Genomic DNA, 16,090 nt, shown 5'->3' with positions numbered 1-16,090 from the left:
TCTGGTAGGTGCTCACGCGGAGAACAGTAGCCGCGCATCCTGCCGCCGCACGCCGAGGAGCGGCAGGATGTCGTCATGGTGCCCGCGACCGAGCCGCTGCCGCCGCGCCCGTCGCGCCCGCCCGACCTCGAGGAGGACTTCACCGGCGCCGCGCTGCGGGCCGACCGGTGGGTGGACCACTACCTGCCGCACTGGACCACACCGGAGCGGTCCCGCGCTCGCTATGACCTGGGCCAGGGCGGGCTGCGGCTGCGGATCGACGCCGACCAGCCCGACTGGAGGGACGAGGACGCCCCGTTGCGGGTGTCCAACCTGCAGACCGGGGTGTTCTCCGGGCCGGTGGGGTCGGACCGGGGCACCCACCCGCACCGAGCGGGCCTGCTGGTCCGCACCGAGACGCCACCGCGGCTGCTGTGGGCACCGTCGGCCGGCCGCGTGGAGGTGACGGTCTCGGCCAGCGGTGACGAGGGCTGCATGCTGGCGGTCTGGCTGGTCGGAACGGAGCACCGCTCGCACCGGGAGAGCGGTGAGGTGTGCGTGTTCGAGATCGACGCCGACGCGGTGGCGCACGGGCGAACCCGGGCTCGCTGCGGGGTGAAGGCGCACCGGGACGACCGGCTCGAGACCGACATGGCGGAGGTGGTCGTCCCGGTGACCGCCTCCGAGCCGCATACCTGGACGGCCGTCTGGGGGCCGGACGGCACCGTGATCGGGTGCGCCGGCCAGGTGGTCCGCCGCCTGCCGCAGGCGCCCTGTTACCCGCTGCTGCTCATGGTCGACCTGTTCGAGATCGGCCCGCCCTCGGCACTCGAGGGTACCCGAAGACGGCGCGCGTCCACCGGGTTCGCGGCTGGGAGGTGCCGCTCGAGCCTGCGCCCGGCCGCTCCGGAGCCGGGTGACAGCTCAGTTGCTGACCGCGGCCGGCCCCAGCAGCGCCTTGAGGTCCCCGAACAGCTCCGGGGAGGCGGTCACCCGCAGCGAGTCGTCCAGCCGCATCAGCACCGAGCGGCCCGGCTGGGTGAGCTTCATGTGCACCTCGGTGGCACCGGGGTGGGTGGCCAGCACGCTCCGGAGCTGGGAGGCCAGCCCGTCGGTGACTCGCACCAGCGGCAGCGAGACGACGACGGGGCCGCGCGGGCCCTCCTTGATCTCGGGCAGGGTGAGGTCCTGGGCCAGGATCTCGGTGACGTCCTCGCTCTTCTTCAGCCGCCCCTTGACCACGCAGACGGTGTCGGGGGCCAGCATCGTCGAGACCGTCATGTACGTCTTCGGGAAGAACACGCACTCGATGGAGCCGTCCATGTCCTCGACGGTGGCGCGGGCGTAGGCGTCACCGTTCTTGGTGCGCTTGTGCTGCAGGCTCGTGATCAGCCCGGCGATGGTGACGTACTCCCCGTCGCTGCGGCCCTCCTCGTTGACCAGCGAGGCGATCGAGCTGTCCGCGTGCTGGGAGAGAATGTGCTCGATGCCGTTGAGCGGGTGGTCCGAGACGTAGAGCCCGAGCATCTCGCGCTCGAACGCCAGCAGGATCTGCTTCTCCCACTCCAGCTCAGGGATCGGCGGCAGCGCGACCAGCTGCACGCCCTCATCCTCGCCGGTGGGCAGCCCGCCGAACAGGCTGTCCTGCCCGATGGCCTCGTGCTTCTTCTCGTCCGCGAGCGCGTCGACGTAGCGCTCGTGCACGGTGGCCAGACCCTGCCGGGTGTGGCCGAGGGAGTCGAAGGCGCCAGCCTTGACCAGCGACTCCACGGTGCGCTTGTTGCAGACCACCGCGGGGCACTTGCGCAGGAAGTCCTCGAAGGAGGTGAAGGCACCCTTCTCCTCCCGGGCCTGACAGACCGCCTCGACGACGTTGCGCCCCACGTTGCGGACCGCGGCCAGCCCGAAGCGGATGTCCTCCCCCACGGCGGCGAAGTTGGCGACCGACTCGTTGACGTCCGGCGGCAGCACCGAGATCCGCATCCGCCGGCACTCGTTGAGGTAGAGGGCGGTCTTGTCCTTGTCGTCGCGGACGCTGGTGAGCAGCGCGGCCATGTACTCGGCCGGGTAGTGCGCCTTGAAGTAGGCGGTCCAGTACGCGACCAGCCCGTAGGCGGCGGTGTGGGCCTTGTTGAACGCGTAGTCCGAGAACGGCAGCAGGATGCTCCACAGCTTGTCGATGGCCTGCTTGGAGTAGCCGTTGTTGAGCATCCCCTGCTCGAAGTTGACGAACTCGGCGTCCAGCACCTCCTTCTTCTTCTTGCCCATCGCCCGCCGGAGCAGGTCAGCGTTGCCGAGCGTGTAGCCGGCAAGCTTCTGGGCGATCTCCATCACCTGTTCCTGGTAGATGATCAGGCCGTGCGTGGTGCCCAGGATCGGCGTGAGCGCCTCCGCGAGCTCGGGATGGATGTAGTCGACCGGCTGCTTGCCGTTCTTGCGTAGCGCGAAGTTGGTGTGGGCGTTGGCACCCATCGGGCCGGGCCGGTACAGCGCGAGCGCCGCGGAGATGTCCTCGAAGTTGTCCGGCTGCATCAGCCGGAGCAGCTGGCGCATGCCGCCGCCGTCCAGCTGGAAGACGCCGAGGGTGTCGCCGCTGGAGAGCAGCTCGTAGGTCTTGCTGTCGGTGAGGTCCTTGGACAGCTCCTCCAGCACGACCTCCTGGCCGCGGTTCATCCGTACGTTGGCGATCGCGTCGTCCAGGATGGTCAGGTTGCGCAGCCCCAGGAAGTCCATCTTGACCAGCCCGAGCGTCTCGCACGTCGGGTAGTCGAACTGCGTGATGATCGCCCCGTCGGCCTCCCGCTTCATCAGCGGGATGATGTCGATGAGCGGTTCGCTGGACATGATGACGCCGGCGGCGTGCACGCCCCACTGCCGCTTCAGCCCCTCCAGCCCCTGGGCGGTCTCGAAGACCTCCTTGGCCTGCGGGTCGGTCTGCAGCAGCTCGCGGAACTCCGCCGCCTCGGGGTAGCGGGGGTGGTCGGGGTCGAGAACCCCCGTCAGCGGGATGTCCTTGCCCATCACCGCCGGAGGCATCGCCTTGGTGAGCCGCTCCCCCATCGAGAACGGGTGGCCCATCACCCGCGCGGAGTCCTTCAGCGCCGCCTTCGCCTTCAGGGTGCCGTAGGTGACGATCATCGCGACCCGGTCGTCACCGTACTTGTCGGAGACGTAGCGGATGACCTCCGAGCGGCGCCGGTCGTCGAAGTCGACGTCGAAGTCGGGCATCGACTTGCGCTCCGGGTTGAGGAACCGCTCGAAGATCAGCCCGTGCGGGATGGGGTCCAGGTCGGTGATCCCCATCGCGTAGGCGCACATCGACCCCGCACCGGAGCCACGCCCCGGGCCGACCTTGATGCCGTTGTCCTTGGCCCAGTTGATGAAGTCGGCGACGACCAGGAAGTAGGACGCGTAGCCCTTGCCGATGATGACTTCCTGCTCGTACTCGGCCTGCGAGCGGGCGTACTCGGGCACCCCCTCGGGGTAGCGACGGTGCAGCCCGCGCTCGACCTCCTTGATGAACCAGCTGGTCTCATCCTCGCCCTGCGGGACCGGGAAGCGCGGCATGTAGCGGCCCTCACCCTCGGTGAAGGAGACCTCGCAGCGCTCCGCGACCAGCAGCGTGTTGTCGCACGCCTCGGGGAGCTCCCGGAACAGCTCGCGCATCTCCTGCGCCGACTTCAGGTAGTAGCCGTCCCCGTCGAACTTGAAGCGGTTCGGGTCCTGCAGGGTCGAGGCGGACTGCACGCACAGCAGGGCGGAGTGCGCCTGGGCGTCCTCGCGGTTGGTGTAGTGCAGGTCGTTGGTGGCCAGCAGCGGCAGCCCGAGGTCCTTGGCGAGCTTGAGGAGGTCGGCGCGGGTGCGGCGCTCGATCTCGTTGCCGTGGTCCATCAGCTCGCAGTAGTAGTTCTCCGCGCCGAAGATGTCGCGGAACTCCGCCGCCGCCTCGCGGGCCTCCTGGTACTGCCCCAGCCGCAGCCGGGTCTGGATCTCCCCCGAGGGGCAGCCGGTAGTGGCGATGATGCCCTCGCCGTAGGTCTGCAGCAGCTCGCGGTCCATGCGGGGCTTGAAGTAGTACCCCTCCATGGAGGCCAGGGACGCCATTCGGAAGAGGTTGTGCATCCCGTTGTTGTTACGGGCCAGCATCGTCATGTGGGTGTAGGCGCCGCCGCCGGAGACGTCGTCGCGGCCGCCGTCGCCGAACTTCACCCGGGTCTTGTCGGTCCGGTGGGTGCCCGGCGTGACGTAGGCCTCCAGGCCGATGATCGGCTTGACGTCGTACTTGCGGGCGGTGGACCAGAACTCGTGCGCACCGAAGATGAAGCCGTGGTCGGTCGTGGCGATGGCTGGCATCCCCATCTGCGCGGCCGTGGCGAACATGTCCTCGATCCGGGCTGCACCGTCGAGCATCGAGTACTCGGTGTGGTTGTGCAGGTGGACGAAGTTCTTCTCGGGGGGCGGGGTGGGGGTGCTCATCTCGCCACCGATCCTAAGCCGCCGCACTGACGTCGCAGCCGACCATCGGGAGCCGGCCGCGCGAGCGCAGGCCAGCGGCTCACCGGCGTGTCGCCTGCTGTGTTGCAGAGGGTCGACGGGAGCGTCACGCCTCGCCGCCTTGGCGACCACCGGCTCGAGGTGCTGACTCGGGAATTACGCCCTGCACTCGGTTTCAAATTCGGTGAGGATTGCCTTACCTTGGTGCCGCGAGCCCTTGCGCCAGCCGCGACCGGCCGGCCCCGACGACGACGGAGCGTGCATGAACCTCTCCCGCCTGCGACCGACTGCGCCGAGCCTGTTCGCGCCCGCCCTGGGAGCGGTGCTGGCTCTCACCCTGGCGGCGTGCGGCGGGAGCGCCACCGACTCCGCCGACGGGTCGAGCGAGGGGGACGCGGGCGGCGAGTCCACCGAGTCGGTCACCGTGGAGCACGCCATGGGCAGCACCGAGGTGCCGTGCACCCCGCAGACGGTGGTCACCCTGGGCCAGGGCCAGACCGACTCCGTGCTGGCCATGGGCGTGACCCCCGCCGGCGTGGTCGAGCCGTGGACCGACGACTGGTACCCGTACCTGCCCGACGAGGTCGAGCAGGCGGAGGTGCTCGGCACCGAGCTGGAGCCGGACCTGGAGCGCATCGCGGCGCTGCAGCCGGACCTGATCCTGGGCTCCAAGCTGCGCCACGAGGCGTTCTACTCCCAGCTCTCCGAGATCGCGCCCACCGTGTTCTCCGAGACGATCGGTGTCGCCTGGAAGGACAACGTCTCGCTGTGGGCGGAGGCGCTGTGCCGCCCGGAGGAGGGCGAGCGGGTGCTCTCGGCGTACGAGGAGCGCGCCGCGGCCCTCAGCGACAAGCTCGCCGACGCCAACCAGACCGACACCGAGGTGTCGATCGTGCGTTTCATGCCCGACCAGGTGCGCATCTACCTGACCGGGTTCCCGGGCTCGGTGGTCCGCGACGCCGGCCTGGGCCGGCCGGAGCCGCAGCAGGTCGAGGACTGGGAGAGCTCCGAGCAGCTGATCGAGATCAGCGAGGAGCGCATCCCCGAGATGGACGGCGACGTCATCTTCGTCATGGTCTCCTCCGAGCACTACGCCCAGCAGGGCAACCAGACCGTCGACGAGCAGATGGACCGCTGGACCAGCACCGACCTGTGGCAGGGGCTGGACGCGGTGCAGAAGGGCAACGTCGTCGAGGTCGACGAGGCGCACTGGAACCTGGGCGGCGGCATCCTCGCGGCCAACGAGATGCTCGGTGACCTGGAGGACCACTTCCTGGGTGACGGCGGCCGGTGACGACCACCGCCCCGCCCCCGACGCGGACGGCTCCCGAGCGGGCGCCGTCGGCAGGGGCCGGGGCGCTGCGCACGGTGGTGACACCGGTCGTGCTCGCCGTGCTGCTGGTCGCGGCGCTCGCCGCCAGCATCGCCATCGGCTCGGTCCCGCTCCCGCTGGGGGAGGTGGTCGCCGCGCTCGGTGGCGCACGGGAGCTGGACTCCCACCTGATCGTGCAGGACCTGCGGCTGCCCCGGACGCTGTCCGGCGTGGTGGCCGGTAGCTGCCTGGCGGTGGCCGGCGTGCTGCTGCAGGGCGCCACCCGCAACCCGCTGGCCTCCCCCACCCTGCTCGGCATCACCTCCGGCGGCGGCTTCGCCGTCGTGCTGGGGGTCGCGGTGCTGGGCATGCCGAGCAGCTACGCGGTGTGGGCCGCGTTCCTGGGCGGGGCGGGGGCCGCCGGGCTGGCGCTGGCGCTGGCCGGCAGCGGGCGCGACGGGATGTCGCCGGTGCGGCTGGCGCTGTCGGGGGCGGTCATCTCGCTGCTGCTCTCGTCCTGGACCCGGGCGATCCTGTCGCTGAACGAGACCCACTCCGATGAGGTACGCCACTGGCTCGCCGGGTCACTGGCCGGGCGCGACGCCGCCGCGCTCCCCCCGTTGCTACCGCTGCTGCTGGTCGGGCTGGTGGCCGCCGTGCTGCTGGCCCGTCCGCTGGACGCGCTCTCCCTCGGCGACGAGACCGCCGTCGGCTTGGGGCAGCGCCCCGGCCGGGTCCGGCTGCTGGCCGGCGCGGTCGCCGTCGGGCTGTCGGCGATCGCGGTGGCGCTGGCGGGGCCGATCGCGTTCCTGGGGCTGATCGTGCCGCACCTGGCGCGGTTCCTGGTGGGCAGCCGGCACCGGGACGTGCTGCTGGCCTCCGCGCTGCTGGGGCCGGTGGTGCTGCTGACCGCCGACGTCGTCGGCCGGGTCGTCGCCCCGCCCACCGAGGTGCAGGCCGGGGTGCTCACCGCACTCATCGGCGCCCCTGTGCTGGTGCGCATCGCCAGCCGGAAGAAGGTGGGGCTGTGAGCATCACCACCCCCACCCTGCCCTCCCCGGCGGAGGAGACCGCCCGGCGCCCGCTGCTGCCGGCCCGGCGGCTGCTGCTGCCGGCGGCGCTCGCGCTGGCGGTGCTGGCCGGCATGGTGCTGGCACTGACGATGGGGTCCAGCCAGATCCCGTTGTGGCGGGCGCTGACCGCCGCGCTGGGGGTGGGCGAGGGCGGAGACGTGTTCGTGGTGCGCGAGCTGCGGCTGCCGCGGATCCTGGTCGCCGTGGCGGTCGGCGGCTGCCTGGGGGCCTCCGGGCTGCTGCTGCAGGGGCTGATGCGCAACCCGCTGGCCTCCCCCGACATCGTCGGCGTCACCGGCGGCGCCAGCCTGGCCACGGTCGTCGCCATCGGCGCGGGGACCGCGCCGGTGCTGCTGCCGGTCGCGGCCGGCGCCGGCGCGCTGCTGGCGACCGCGGTGCTGCACCGGCTGGCCCACCACACCGGGAGCGGCGGTGCCCGGCTGGTGCTCGTGGGTATCGGCCTGCACGCGATCACCAACGCCGGCGTCACCCTGGTGATCGCGCGGATCCCGGTCGACCGGCTGGGCGCGGCCGAGGTCTGGCTGGCCGGCAGCCTGCACGCCCGCACCTGGGTCCACGTGACTGCCGTGCTGGTGGGCGCGGCGGTGACGGTGCCGCTGGCGTTCTGGCTGCTGCGGCGGCTGGGTGCCCTCGAGCTCGGGGACGAGCTGGCGGTCGGCGTGGGCGTGCCGGTGACCCGGACCCGGACCGCGCTGCTGGTGGCCTCCGCGCTGCTGGCCGGGGTGGCGGTCGCGGTCGCCGGCCCGATCGGCTTCGTGGCGCTCGGTGCCCCGCACATCGCCCGGCGGCTGGTCGGCCCCACCTCCCCGGCCACGCTGGCGACCGCCGCCCTCGTGGGGGCGCTGCTGGTGCTGGCCGCCGACCTGATCGGCCAGCGGCTGCTGGCGCCGACCGCCCTGCCCGCCGGCGTGGTGACCGCCGCGCTCGGCGCCCCTTACCTGCTCTGGCTCCTCCACCGGATGGGACGACGATGACGAGCATGCGCACCGACCTGACCAGCAGCGCCACGGCGCCCGCGGAACCGGCCGAGGGGGTGGCGCCCACGACCGGCGGCGGCCGGGTGCTCGCGCACCGGTTGAGCGTCGGCTACGGCGACCGGCCGGTGCTGCAGGACGTCGACCTGGCACTGCCCGACGGCGCCGTCACCGCCATCGTGGGCCCGAACGGCTGCGGCAAGTCCACCCTGCTGCGGGCCGTGGGTCGGGTGCTCTCCCCCAGCGACGGGGCGGTGCTGCTGGACGGCGAGCCGGTGCACCGGATGCCCACCCGGCAGGTGGCCCGCGCCCTCGGCCTGCTGCCGCAGACCAACGTCGTGCCCGAGCAGCTGACGGTGCGGGACCTGGTGCAGCGCGGCCGGTTCCCGCACCGGGGAGCGTTCAGCCGGTGGACGGACCGGGACGAGGAGGCGGTCGCGGTGGCGCTGGCCGCCACCGGCACCGACGAGATGGCCGACCGGCTGGTCGACGAGCTCTCCGGCGGGCAGCGGCAGCGGGCCTGGATCGCGATGGTGCTGGCTCAGCAGACCCCGGTGCTGCTGCTGGACGAGCCGACCACCTACCTGGACCTGGCGCACCGCATCGAGGTGCTGCGGCTGCTGCGCCGGCTCAACGAGGAACGGCAGGTGACCGTCGCGATGGTGCTGCACGACCTCGACGAGGCGTGCCGCTACGCCGACCACCTGGTGGCGATGTGCGAGGGCGAGGTCGTCGCGCAGGGGGCCCCGCGGGAGATCGTGACGCCGGAGCTGGTGGAGGAGGTCTTCGGGGTGCGCTGCATGACGGTGCCCGACCCGGTGACCGGCACGCCGCTGATCATCCCGACCTGAGCGGCCGGTGGTCCGTCGGTCCGTCAGGGCCACCGCCAGCGGTCCCGGCCACGCTTCGCCCAGATCCGGCACGCCTCTCACGTCTCTGACGACCAGTGCCGTGGCGAGGCCGGCTGCACCGGGCCGATGAGTTTCGTCCGAGCGGCTAGTCCCTCCCGTGTGCCCATCACAACCTCAGGAGGAGCCCGCCAGTGAGTAGCAGCAACAGGGAGACCGTCGAGCGGTACCTCGACGGCTTCCGCCGCACCGACCACGCCCAGATCCTGGCCTGCCTGACCGACGACATCACCTGGACGGTCTTCGGCGCGTTCCGGCTCGAGGGCAAGGCCGCTTACGACGCCGCGATCGAGGGCCCGGGGTTCGCCGGCGACCCGGACCTGCAGGTCGTGCGCATGGTCGCCGAGGGCGACACGGTCATGGCCGAGCTGGTCGGGCTCGTCCCGCAGCAGGACGGGTCGGTGCAGCGGCTCTCCATGGCGGAGGTGTTCGTGCTGCGGGAGGGGCTGATCTGTGAGCGTCGCGCCTGGGTCATCCCGTTGCACGAGGACGAGGTGCGGTAGCCGCCCACCCGGTCGCGGAGATCGATCAGCGGGTCCGTGGCCGCGCCGCCGGGACCCCCGCGCGGACGGACAGCACCGGGCAGGGGGCGTTCATGATGATCTGCTGGGCCTGTGACCCCAGCAGCAGCTTGCCGACCATGCTGCGCCGGCGCAGGCCGATGACGAGCAGCTCGGCGTCCATCTCGGTTGCCGCTTCCACGAGTGACTCGGCGGCGGTTCCGCGCAGCTCCTGCTTGACGATCTCGTGGTCCACCCCCTCCTCGGTCAACCGTCGCCCCACCCGCTGCAGGTCCCGGCTCAGCCGTGCCCACGCCTCCGCGCTGGGGGTCTGCTCCTTGTCCTGGGTGCTCATGACCACCAGCCGCGTCTCGCGGCGGCGTGCCTCGGCGATGCCATGCTCGAGGGCCACTCGGCCCGCCTCGGTAGGGATGTAACCAACGATGACCGTCACCGGCATGTCCTCTCGACGGGGGTGAGCAGCAGCCTGTCCCGACACTATCGGGACGTCCCGGGGACCGCGGCGAGGTGCTGCTCCAGGAGGGGCAGCAGCTGCTCGGGCATGGTGGGGGCCGGCGGGCGGACCGCGGGGTGGTCGATCACCCCGCGCCGGTGGAGCAGGGTCTTGCGCACGGACAGCGCGATGCCCGGCTGCTGCTCGAAGGTGGCGATGGGCAGCCACGGTGCCCAGGCGTCCCGCGCGGCGGCGAACCCGCCCGCGCGGAAGGCGTCGATCGCCGCCCGCAGTCCCTCGGGGTGGCTGAACCCGGTCATCGCGCCAGCTGCGCCCATGGCCAGCTCGTCCACGAGCGCCACACCGCCGAGCCCGCCGAACACCGGCACGTCGGTCTCACGGGTCAGGACGCCCACGGCCGGCGGTGTCGGCGGCGACTCGGCCTTGACCGCGACGACGAAAGGGCACTGCTGCACGACCTCGGCGACCCTCGACGCCGGCATGCTCACCCCGCTGACCAGGGGGTAGTCCTGCAGCACGACGCCGGCCCCGGTGGCGTCGTGGATCTCGCTGAGGTGGCGCACGACCACGGCCGTGTCCGGCGAGTTGACCTGCACCATGAGGCTGGGCCGGGCGGGCGCGACCGCGAGCGCGCTCCTCGCCTGCTCGACGGCGACCGGGGTGCTCCGGCCGGCCAGACCCAGCACGGTCGGCAGGTCGGGCGCCTCGCCGGCAACGGCCGCGACGACCTCGGCCTGCTCGGCCAGGCTCAGGTTCGCCGCCTCGCCGAAGACACCCAGGGCGACCAACCCGTCGGCACCCGAGGCCCTCGCGAAGCGGACCTGCCGCCGCACCGAAGCCAGGTCCACCGCCCCTTCCGCGGTGAACGGCGTCGTCAGTATCACCCACAGACCCGGCACCAGCACCGGAGTCCCGGCCGTCACGCCGTCTCCCCGGTCACCGGTTCGCCGGTCAGCTCCCCGACGAGGTGCTCGGCGATCGCGGGGCTGGAGATGGCGGCTGGTGACGGCGTGTTCCGCAGCACCTGCGCGGTGTCGCACCTTCGTCTCGTCATCGTTCCTCCCGCATCGTCGGAGTCTGCTCGTGGCCATCCTCGCCGATGGCCCCCCGTAGGGTGATCGCGCGGTGGCGGTGGTCGGATGGGAGGAGGCCGAGTGTCGGAAGTCAGCGAGGCCACGCCGTCGCGCGCGCGGGCGATCTTCCCGCTGCGCGAGGTGGTGCTCGGGGCGATGCTGCCGTCCCTGCTGTTCAGCATGGCCGTGGGGATCGTGCTGCCGCTCATCCCCTCGACGGCGACTCGGCTGGGTGCCGACCTCGCCGCGGCTGGCTTCGTAGCAGCGCTCCTTCCGATCGGGAAGATCGCAGCCGATCTCCCGGCCGGGGCCGTCGCCGCCCGCATCGGTGACCGTCGGGCCATGCTCCTCGCCGCAGTGCTGTCGCTGCTGGCGTTCGCGGGGACGGCGGCCGCCCCGTCACTGCTGCTGCTGCAGCTCAGCATCTTCGCCCTGGGTGTCGCCACGGCGGTCTTCCACCTGTCCCGGCACGCCTTCCTGACTGAGGTCACGCCTGTCGGACAGCGCGCCCGCGTGCTCTCGACCCTGGGCGGGATGCACCGGTTGGGCTACTTCGTGGGCCCGTTCCTGGGAGCGCTGGTCATCGTGAGCACGTCACTCCGTCCGGCGTTCTGGCTGGCCACCGGGTGCGTCCTGGTCATGCTCATCGTGCTGCTCATGTCCCGTGACGACACGGCAAGGTCGACCTCGGGAAACCGCGCACCCAAGCGGTCGCTCCTGCAGATCGCCGTGGACTACCGCCGCCTGTTCCTGACCCTGGGCGTCGCCACGCTGCTGGTCGGGGCTGTCCGCGGTGCCCGCCAAACCGTCCTCCCGCTGTGGGGTGAGTCGCTCGGGCTGGATCCGGAGGTCATCTCACTGCTCTTCGGGCTGTCCGGCGCCGTGGACATGCTGCTGTTCTACCCCGCCGGGAAGGTGATGGACCACTGGGGGCGGCTGTGGATGGCCATCCCTTCCATGCTGCTCATGGGCGTGGCGATGGCCCTGCTGCCACTGACCGGCGGGGCGACGACCGTGGCCCTCGTCGCCTGCCTCCTGGGGCTGGGCAACGGCATCGGGGCGGGCATCATCATGACCATCGGCGCCGACGTCGCACCCGTCAACGACAGGTCGTCGTTCCTGGGCGTCTGGCGGCTGTTCTCGGACGCCGGCGACGCCGCGGGACCACTGATCATCGCGGCCGGAGCGGCCCTGGGGTCCGTGGCCGGCGGGATCTGGGCCTCCGCCGCAGTCGGAGCGATGGCGGCCGGGGCACTGGGGCGCTGGGTTCCGCGCTACTCCGAGCACGCGAACCGAACCACTCGCCGACGCGCCGAGCGCTGACCCTGGCTATCCGCTGACCGCGGCCGTGACGTCATCGGGCTGCTTCCGGTTGGGGCTGTCTCCGAACGCCGTGGCCCGTCCCGGCCGGCTGAAGGGCACGAGCCGCAACGGCGGCCGCCGGAGGAAGAGCCAGTAGGTGGACAGCGTGAGCAGTGCGAAACCGAAGAGGATGACGTTCTGGTCGGCAAGACTGCCCACGATCCCCGCATGCAGCCCCACTCCCGCGACCACGGCCAGCGCACGTAGACGTGGCACCCAGAGCCCGACTGCCAGGAAGAGTTCCGTCGCGACGGTGACAACGGCCAGCCCTTGGAACAGCCAGCCTGGACCTGCGAACCACGTCCATCCCGCGAGGGGCTCTCCCGACAGGAAGACGGGATTGATCTTGGAGAGCGCGGTGAAGAAGTACACGACGCTCACCTGCGTGAGCATCAGCAGCTGCGGCCACCACGGCACGTCGCCACGAACACCGCCACGCAGCTTGGCTGAGGCTGCGAGCCGGGCTCCGGAGCGCGCGAACGCCAGGTATCCGAGTAGCAGGGCGCACAGCAAGTGGTGACTGGAGTAGGTCTGCTGGTCCCACAGCAGCGCCCACGCTGCGAGGGCCGAAGCCAGCGCGGCCGCGAAGCCGGGCATCAGGCCGACCAGCAGGAACAGTGCCGCTGACATCCCCAGCGCGAAGTAGACGAGCACGGCGCTCGGCGTGGGGGCCGGGATAACCTCCAGCACCGGGTAGGTCATGCGGCCTGCTGCGATCTGGTGCAGGACCGCACTCGACTCCACGACGATGATCGCGAAGGCCACTGCGAGCATGATCCTGGTGACGGCGATCGGCAGGCCGTCGACCCGGACCTTCGTCAGCCACATGGCACGACCTTCCGGTCCTGCCGCCCCTGAGTGACGGCGACGCTTGACGCCCCCTCGACGTGCCGGCACAGCTCTTCCACGACGCGTGACTCCCAGTCGAGCTCCGGTCTGGGGTGCTTGGCGAAGAGCGCCGACACGTCGTACTCGAGCGCCTCTCCGTCGGCGCCCAGGACGACGAGCTCCCCGTCATACCCCGAGTACATCTGCCACCCGAAACGGGTCGGCGGTTCCAAAGTGAGGGCGACGGCCGGAACGGCGATCTGCAGCGCGATCACGCCGGCCAGTGCCCGTTGGCCCCATCTGCTCATGGACACCCCGCCCGGATCGGTGATCGGATCACGAGCACTTCTTCTCCAGGAAGGTCTCGGTGACGCCGCGCTGGAAGGCACCCTTCGACACCTCGACCATGATCTCCCCGACCAGCTCGCGCACCTCACCACCCGTCATCCAACCGGCGCAGACCTCGTCCCGCTCGGTACGAGTGGCAGTGACCCAACCCATGTCCAGCGCGATCAGCTGGACCTCCGGGTTTTGCGCCATGTGCTCAGTGAGGGCGTCGTCATCGTGGTCATGGTCCGCCTCCAGAGCTGCAGCCGCCTTTGCCTTGGCCTCGGCCTTCTCGGCTCTCTTCTCTGCCCGGCGTGCGCGCTGCTCCGCTTGCTCGGCCCGCTCCTCCGCCTCCTGCGCTGCCTCTTCATAGTCAGCCAAGCGCTCCGACTGGGCCGCGTGGTCGGCCGCTTCGGCCTGCACGACCCCCTCGTCTCCACCCACACCACACCCGGTGAGCAGGAATCCTGCTCCCATCGCGAGTGCAAGAACCCGCTTCCCACGCATGTGGCTCATGTCCCCTCCGTGCCTGACGGCACCTTGACCGATAGGACCCGGCAGCACCTACGGACCGGGCACGTGGGGCGCCAGCGCGTCACCGTGGGGTTCTGAGCGAACCTCTTGACTCCCTCGTGACCTCAGCGTGGCGTGGTCGAGAGAAAAAAGCAAGGTTCGTTACCGATTCGCAATCGGTGAGGGGGCAAGAGCCTGAAGCGACGACCCGACATCGCAAGTCACGCAGCAAGAACATCTAGAGCGCGCCGCAGGTCTTCCGGGTAGTCGCTGGTGAACTCGACGTACTCGCCGCTCCCCGGATGCTCGAAGCCCAGCTTCGTGGCGTGCAGCCACTGCCGCTCCAGGCCCAGCCGCTTGGCCAGCACGGGGTCGGCACCGTAGGTGAGGTCTCCGCAGCACGGATGGTGCAGTGCGGCGAAGTGCACCCGGATCTGGTGGGTGCGGCCGGTCTCTAGGTGAATCTCCAGCAGCGAGGCGGAGCGGTGCGCTTCCACCAGCTCGTAGTGGGTGATGCTGGGCCGGCCAGATGACATCACCGCGAACCGGTAGTCGTGGCCGGGGTGGCGCCCGATCGGGGCGTCGATGGTGCCCTCGTGCGGGTCCGGGAGGCCCTGCACCAGGGCGTGGTAGGTCTTGTCGACACGCCGGTCGCGGAACGCCTGCTTGAGCACGGTGTAGGCGCGCTCGGACTTGGCCACGACCATCAGGCCGCTGGTGCCGACGTCGAGTCGCTGCACGATCCCCTGCCGCTCCGGGACGCCCGAGGTGGAGATGCGGTAGCCGGCGGCGGCCAGCCCGCCGACGACGGTGGGGCCCGTCCAGCCGACACTCGGGTGGGCCGCGACGAAGGCCGGCTTGTCGACGATCACCATCTCGGTGTCGTCGTGGACGATCTCCATCCCGGCCACGGGCTCGGCGCGCACCTGCAGGTCCGGCGGCGGCGCGGTGTCCGGTAGCTGCACCTCCAGCCAGGCGCCGGCGTGCACGCGGTCGGACTTGCCGACGGCCGTGCCGTCGAGCGTCACCAGGCCGTCGGCCGCCAGGTCCGCGGCCTTGCTCCGGGACAGCCCCAGCACCCGAGCGATGGCGGTGTCGACCCGCTCCCCTTCCAGTCCGTCCGGCACCGGGAGCGCCTTGACCTCGGTCACGACGAGTCGTCCTCGCGGTGCTGGCCGGCGCGGGTCCCGTCCGGACTGATGCCGCGCAGCGCCAACAGGGCGATGACGACGGCAGCGCAGCTGATGCCGATGTCGGCGACGTTGAAGACGGGGAAGTTGGGCAGGGCGAACAGGTCCACCACGTGCCCCCGGCCCGGGCCTGGCGCACGGACCAGCCGGTCGACGAGGTTGCCGACGGCGCCACCCAGGAGCAGCCCCAGACCCAGCGCCCAGCCTCTCGAGCCGAGCCGGCGGGCCGACCACACGATGTAGGCCGACACCGCCGTGGCCAGCACCGTCAACAGTGCTGTGGCGTTGGTGGCCATCGAGAAGGCTGCACCCGGGTTGTAGACCAGCCGCAGCTGGAACAGCTCACCGACCACGGGCACCGGTTCCCCCGGCGTCAGCGTGGCCTCCGCCCAGGCCTTGACGAGCTGGTCCAGCCCCACCCACACGGCCGCCAGGGCCAGCACCGCCCAGAACAGGCCACGACGGGGCCGGGTCGTGGCCTCGGTCCCGTCGTCGCTGGTGTGCTGCTGAGCGTTCAGCGGCGTTCCTGCTGCTGCTTGCATGTCATGCACAGGGTTGCACGCGGGAACGCCTGCAGCCGCATCTTGCCGATCGCGTTGCCGCAGTTCTCACACGTCCCGTAGTCACCGTGCTCGATCCGCTCCAGGGCGTGCTCGGTCTGGTCCAGCAAGGCACGGGCGTTGGCCGTCAGCGAGAGCTCGTGCTCCCGCTCCCAGGTAGCGGCTCCGGCGTCGGCCTGGTCGTCCCCGGCACCCTCCCCGGAGTCGCGCATCAGGCTGGCCAGGTCCTCCTCGGCCTCGTCCACCTCGGCGTGCAGCCGGTCGCGCTCGGTTTCCAGCTCGACACGGACCTCCGCGAGCTCCTCAGAGGTCCACGGGTCCTCCTCGGCCAGGACCGGCAGCTCCTCGGCTGGTGCCTGCGGGGCGGCGCGGCCGGACCGCGCGGTACCCGTCCCCGTGGACTGCCGTCCGGAGGCGGTGGTCGCCTTCTTGGTCATGAGACCCCTTCGTGGCGATTGTCGGCCCGACCTGGGCCGACCGTGCGAGTGGTGGCGGCAGAAT

16 protein-coding genes are annotated in these 16,090 nt (G+C 71.3%); 6 read left to right on the top strand and 10 right to left on the bottom strand.

All coding sequences use genetic code 11. From position 1 onward, the window contains the following. Positions 1-903: 903 nt before the first annotated feature. On the bottom strand, positions 904-4,455 hold the full coding sequence (dnaE, locus tag GFJ45_RS00175; RefSeq protein ID WP_153392569.1) for a DNA polymerase III subunit alpha: 3,552 nt from the start codon (positions 4,453-4,455) through the stop codon (positions 904-906). 280 nt (positions 4,456-4,735) lie between these two features. On the opposite strand from dnaE, the gene GFJ45_RS00170 reads away from it, so the two are divergent. From GFJ45_RS00170 to GFJ45_RS00150, 5 genes are all read left to right on the top strand, one after another. Beyond that, positions 4,736-5,767, top strand: coding sequence for an ABC transporter substrate-binding protein (locus GFJ45_RS00170; RefSeq protein WP_153392566.1), 1,032 nt, complete (start codon positions 4,736-4,738; stop codon positions 5,765-5,767). After that, entirely contained in the window at positions 5,764-6,816 is a 1,053-nt protein-coding gene (locus GFJ45_RS00165) for a FecCD family ABC transporter permease (RefSeq protein WP_153392563.1), read from the top strand. Before GFJ45_RS00170 ends, GFJ45_RS00165 begins: the two co-directional genes overlap by 4 nt. Then, positions 6,813-7,853 carry a FecCD family ABC transporter permease gene (locus tag GFJ45_RS00160; protein ID WP_153392560.1) on the top strand — a complete coding sequence of 347 codons (1,041 nt, stop codon included), beginning with the start codon at positions 6,813-6,815 and terminating at the stop codon, positions 7,851-7,853. Before GFJ45_RS00165 ends, GFJ45_RS00160 begins: the two co-directional genes overlap by 4 nt. A gap of 5 nt (positions 7,854-7,858) precedes the next feature. Further along, a complete protein-coding gene (locus tag GFJ45_RS00155; RefSeq protein ID WP_228386246.1) occupies positions 7,859-8,704 on the top strand; it encodes an ABC transporter ATP-binding protein in 846 nt (281 codons plus the stop codon). A gap of 191 nt (positions 8,705-8,895) precedes the next feature. After that, complete coding sequence (locus GFJ45_RS00150; RefSeq protein WP_153392554.1) at positions 8,896-9,264, top strand: nuclear transport factor 2 family protein; 369 nt, start codon at positions 8,896-8,898, stop codon at positions 9,262-9,264. A gap of 25 nt (positions 9,265-9,289) precedes the next feature. On the opposite strand, the gene GFJ45_RS00145 is transcribed toward GFJ45_RS00150, so the two are convergent. The 3 genes from GFJ45_RS00145 to GFJ45_RS16885 are packed head-to-tail and all read right to left on the bottom strand — an operon-like array spanning position 9,290 to position 10,790. Beyond that, the gene (locus GFJ45_RS00145) at positions 9,290-9,721 is read right to left on the bottom strand and encodes a universal stress protein (protein WP_228386244.1); all 432 of its coding nucleotides are present in this window, start codon (positions 9,719-9,721) and stop codon (positions 9,290-9,292) included. A gap of 38 nt (positions 9,722-9,759) precedes the next feature. Next, a complete protein-coding gene (locus GFJ45_RS00140) occupies positions 9,760-10,659 on the bottom strand; it encodes a dihydrodipicolinate synthase family protein (protein WP_228386243.1) in 900 nt (299 codons plus the stop codon). After that, entirely contained in the window at positions 10,656-10,790 is a 135-nt protein-coding gene (locus GFJ45_RS16885) for a hypothetical protein (protein ID WP_267128841.1), read from the bottom strand. Before GFJ45_RS16885 ends, GFJ45_RS00140 begins: the two co-directional genes overlap by 4 nt. 100 nt (positions 10,791-10,890) lie before the next feature. Here GFJ45_RS16885 and GFJ45_RS00135 point away from each other — a divergent pair, with 100 nt between their 5' ends. Beyond that, positions 10,891-12,132 (top strand): MFS transporter, encoded by a 1,242-nt coding sequence (locus tag GFJ45_RS00135; RefSeq protein ID WP_228386242.1) that lies wholly within the window; start codon positions 10,891-10,893, stop codon positions 12,130-12,132. 6 nt (positions 12,133-12,138) lie between these two features. On the opposite strand, the gene GFJ45_RS00130 is transcribed toward GFJ45_RS00135, so the two are convergent. From GFJ45_RS00130 to GFJ45_RS00105, 6 genes are all read right to left on the bottom strand, one after another. Continuing rightward, the gene (locus GFJ45_RS00130) at positions 12,139-12,999 is read right to left on the bottom strand and encodes an HTTM domain-containing protein (RefSeq protein WP_153392540.1); all 861 of its coding nucleotides are present in this window, start codon (positions 12,997-12,999) and stop codon (positions 12,139-12,141) included. Continuing rightward, positions 12,990-13,307 (bottom strand): hypothetical protein, encoded by a 318-nt coding sequence (locus GFJ45_RS00125; RefSeq protein ID WP_153392537.1) that lies wholly within the window; start codon positions 13,305-13,307, stop codon positions 12,990-12,992. Before GFJ45_RS00125 ends, GFJ45_RS00130 begins: the two co-directional genes overlap by 10 nt. A gap of 28 nt (positions 13,308-13,335) precedes the next feature. Next, the gene (locus GFJ45_RS00120) at positions 13,336-13,842 is read right to left on the bottom strand and encodes a hypothetical protein (RefSeq protein WP_194288426.1); all 507 of its coding nucleotides are present in this window, start codon (positions 13,840-13,842) and stop codon (positions 13,336-13,338) included. 218 nt (positions 13,843-14,060) lie between these two features. Continuing rightward, positions 14,061-14,990, bottom strand: a complete 930-nt coding sequence (locus GFJ45_RS00115) for an RluA family pseudouridine synthase (protein WP_153392530.1) — start codon at positions 14,988-14,990, stop codon at positions 14,061-14,063. Further along, entirely contained in the window at positions 14,987-15,571 is a 585-nt protein-coding gene (gene lspA / locus GFJ45_RS00110; protein ID WP_153392527.1) for a signal peptidase II, read from the bottom strand. The genes GFJ45_RS00115 and lspA overlap by 4 nt, the downstream gene beginning before the upstream one ends. Then, a complete protein-coding gene (locus tag GFJ45_RS00105) occupies positions 15,544-16,026 on the bottom strand; it encodes a TraR/DksA family transcriptional regulator (protein ID WP_153392524.1) in 483 nt (160 codons plus the stop codon). The genes lspA and GFJ45_RS00105 overlap by 28 nt, the downstream gene beginning before the upstream one ends. Positions 16,027-16,090: the final 64 nt, after the last annotated feature.

Origin of the sequence: Ornithinicoccus halotolerans (genome assembly GCF_009602535.1) — a bacterium.
Taxonomy (GTDB): domain Bacteria; phylum Actinomycetota; class Actinomycetes; order Actinomycetales; family Dermatophilaceae; genus Ornithinicoccus; species Ornithinicoccus halotolerans.
The sequence above is the reverse complement of the archived record's forward strand: the minus strand, read 5'-3'. Positions and strand labels throughout refer to the sequence as shown.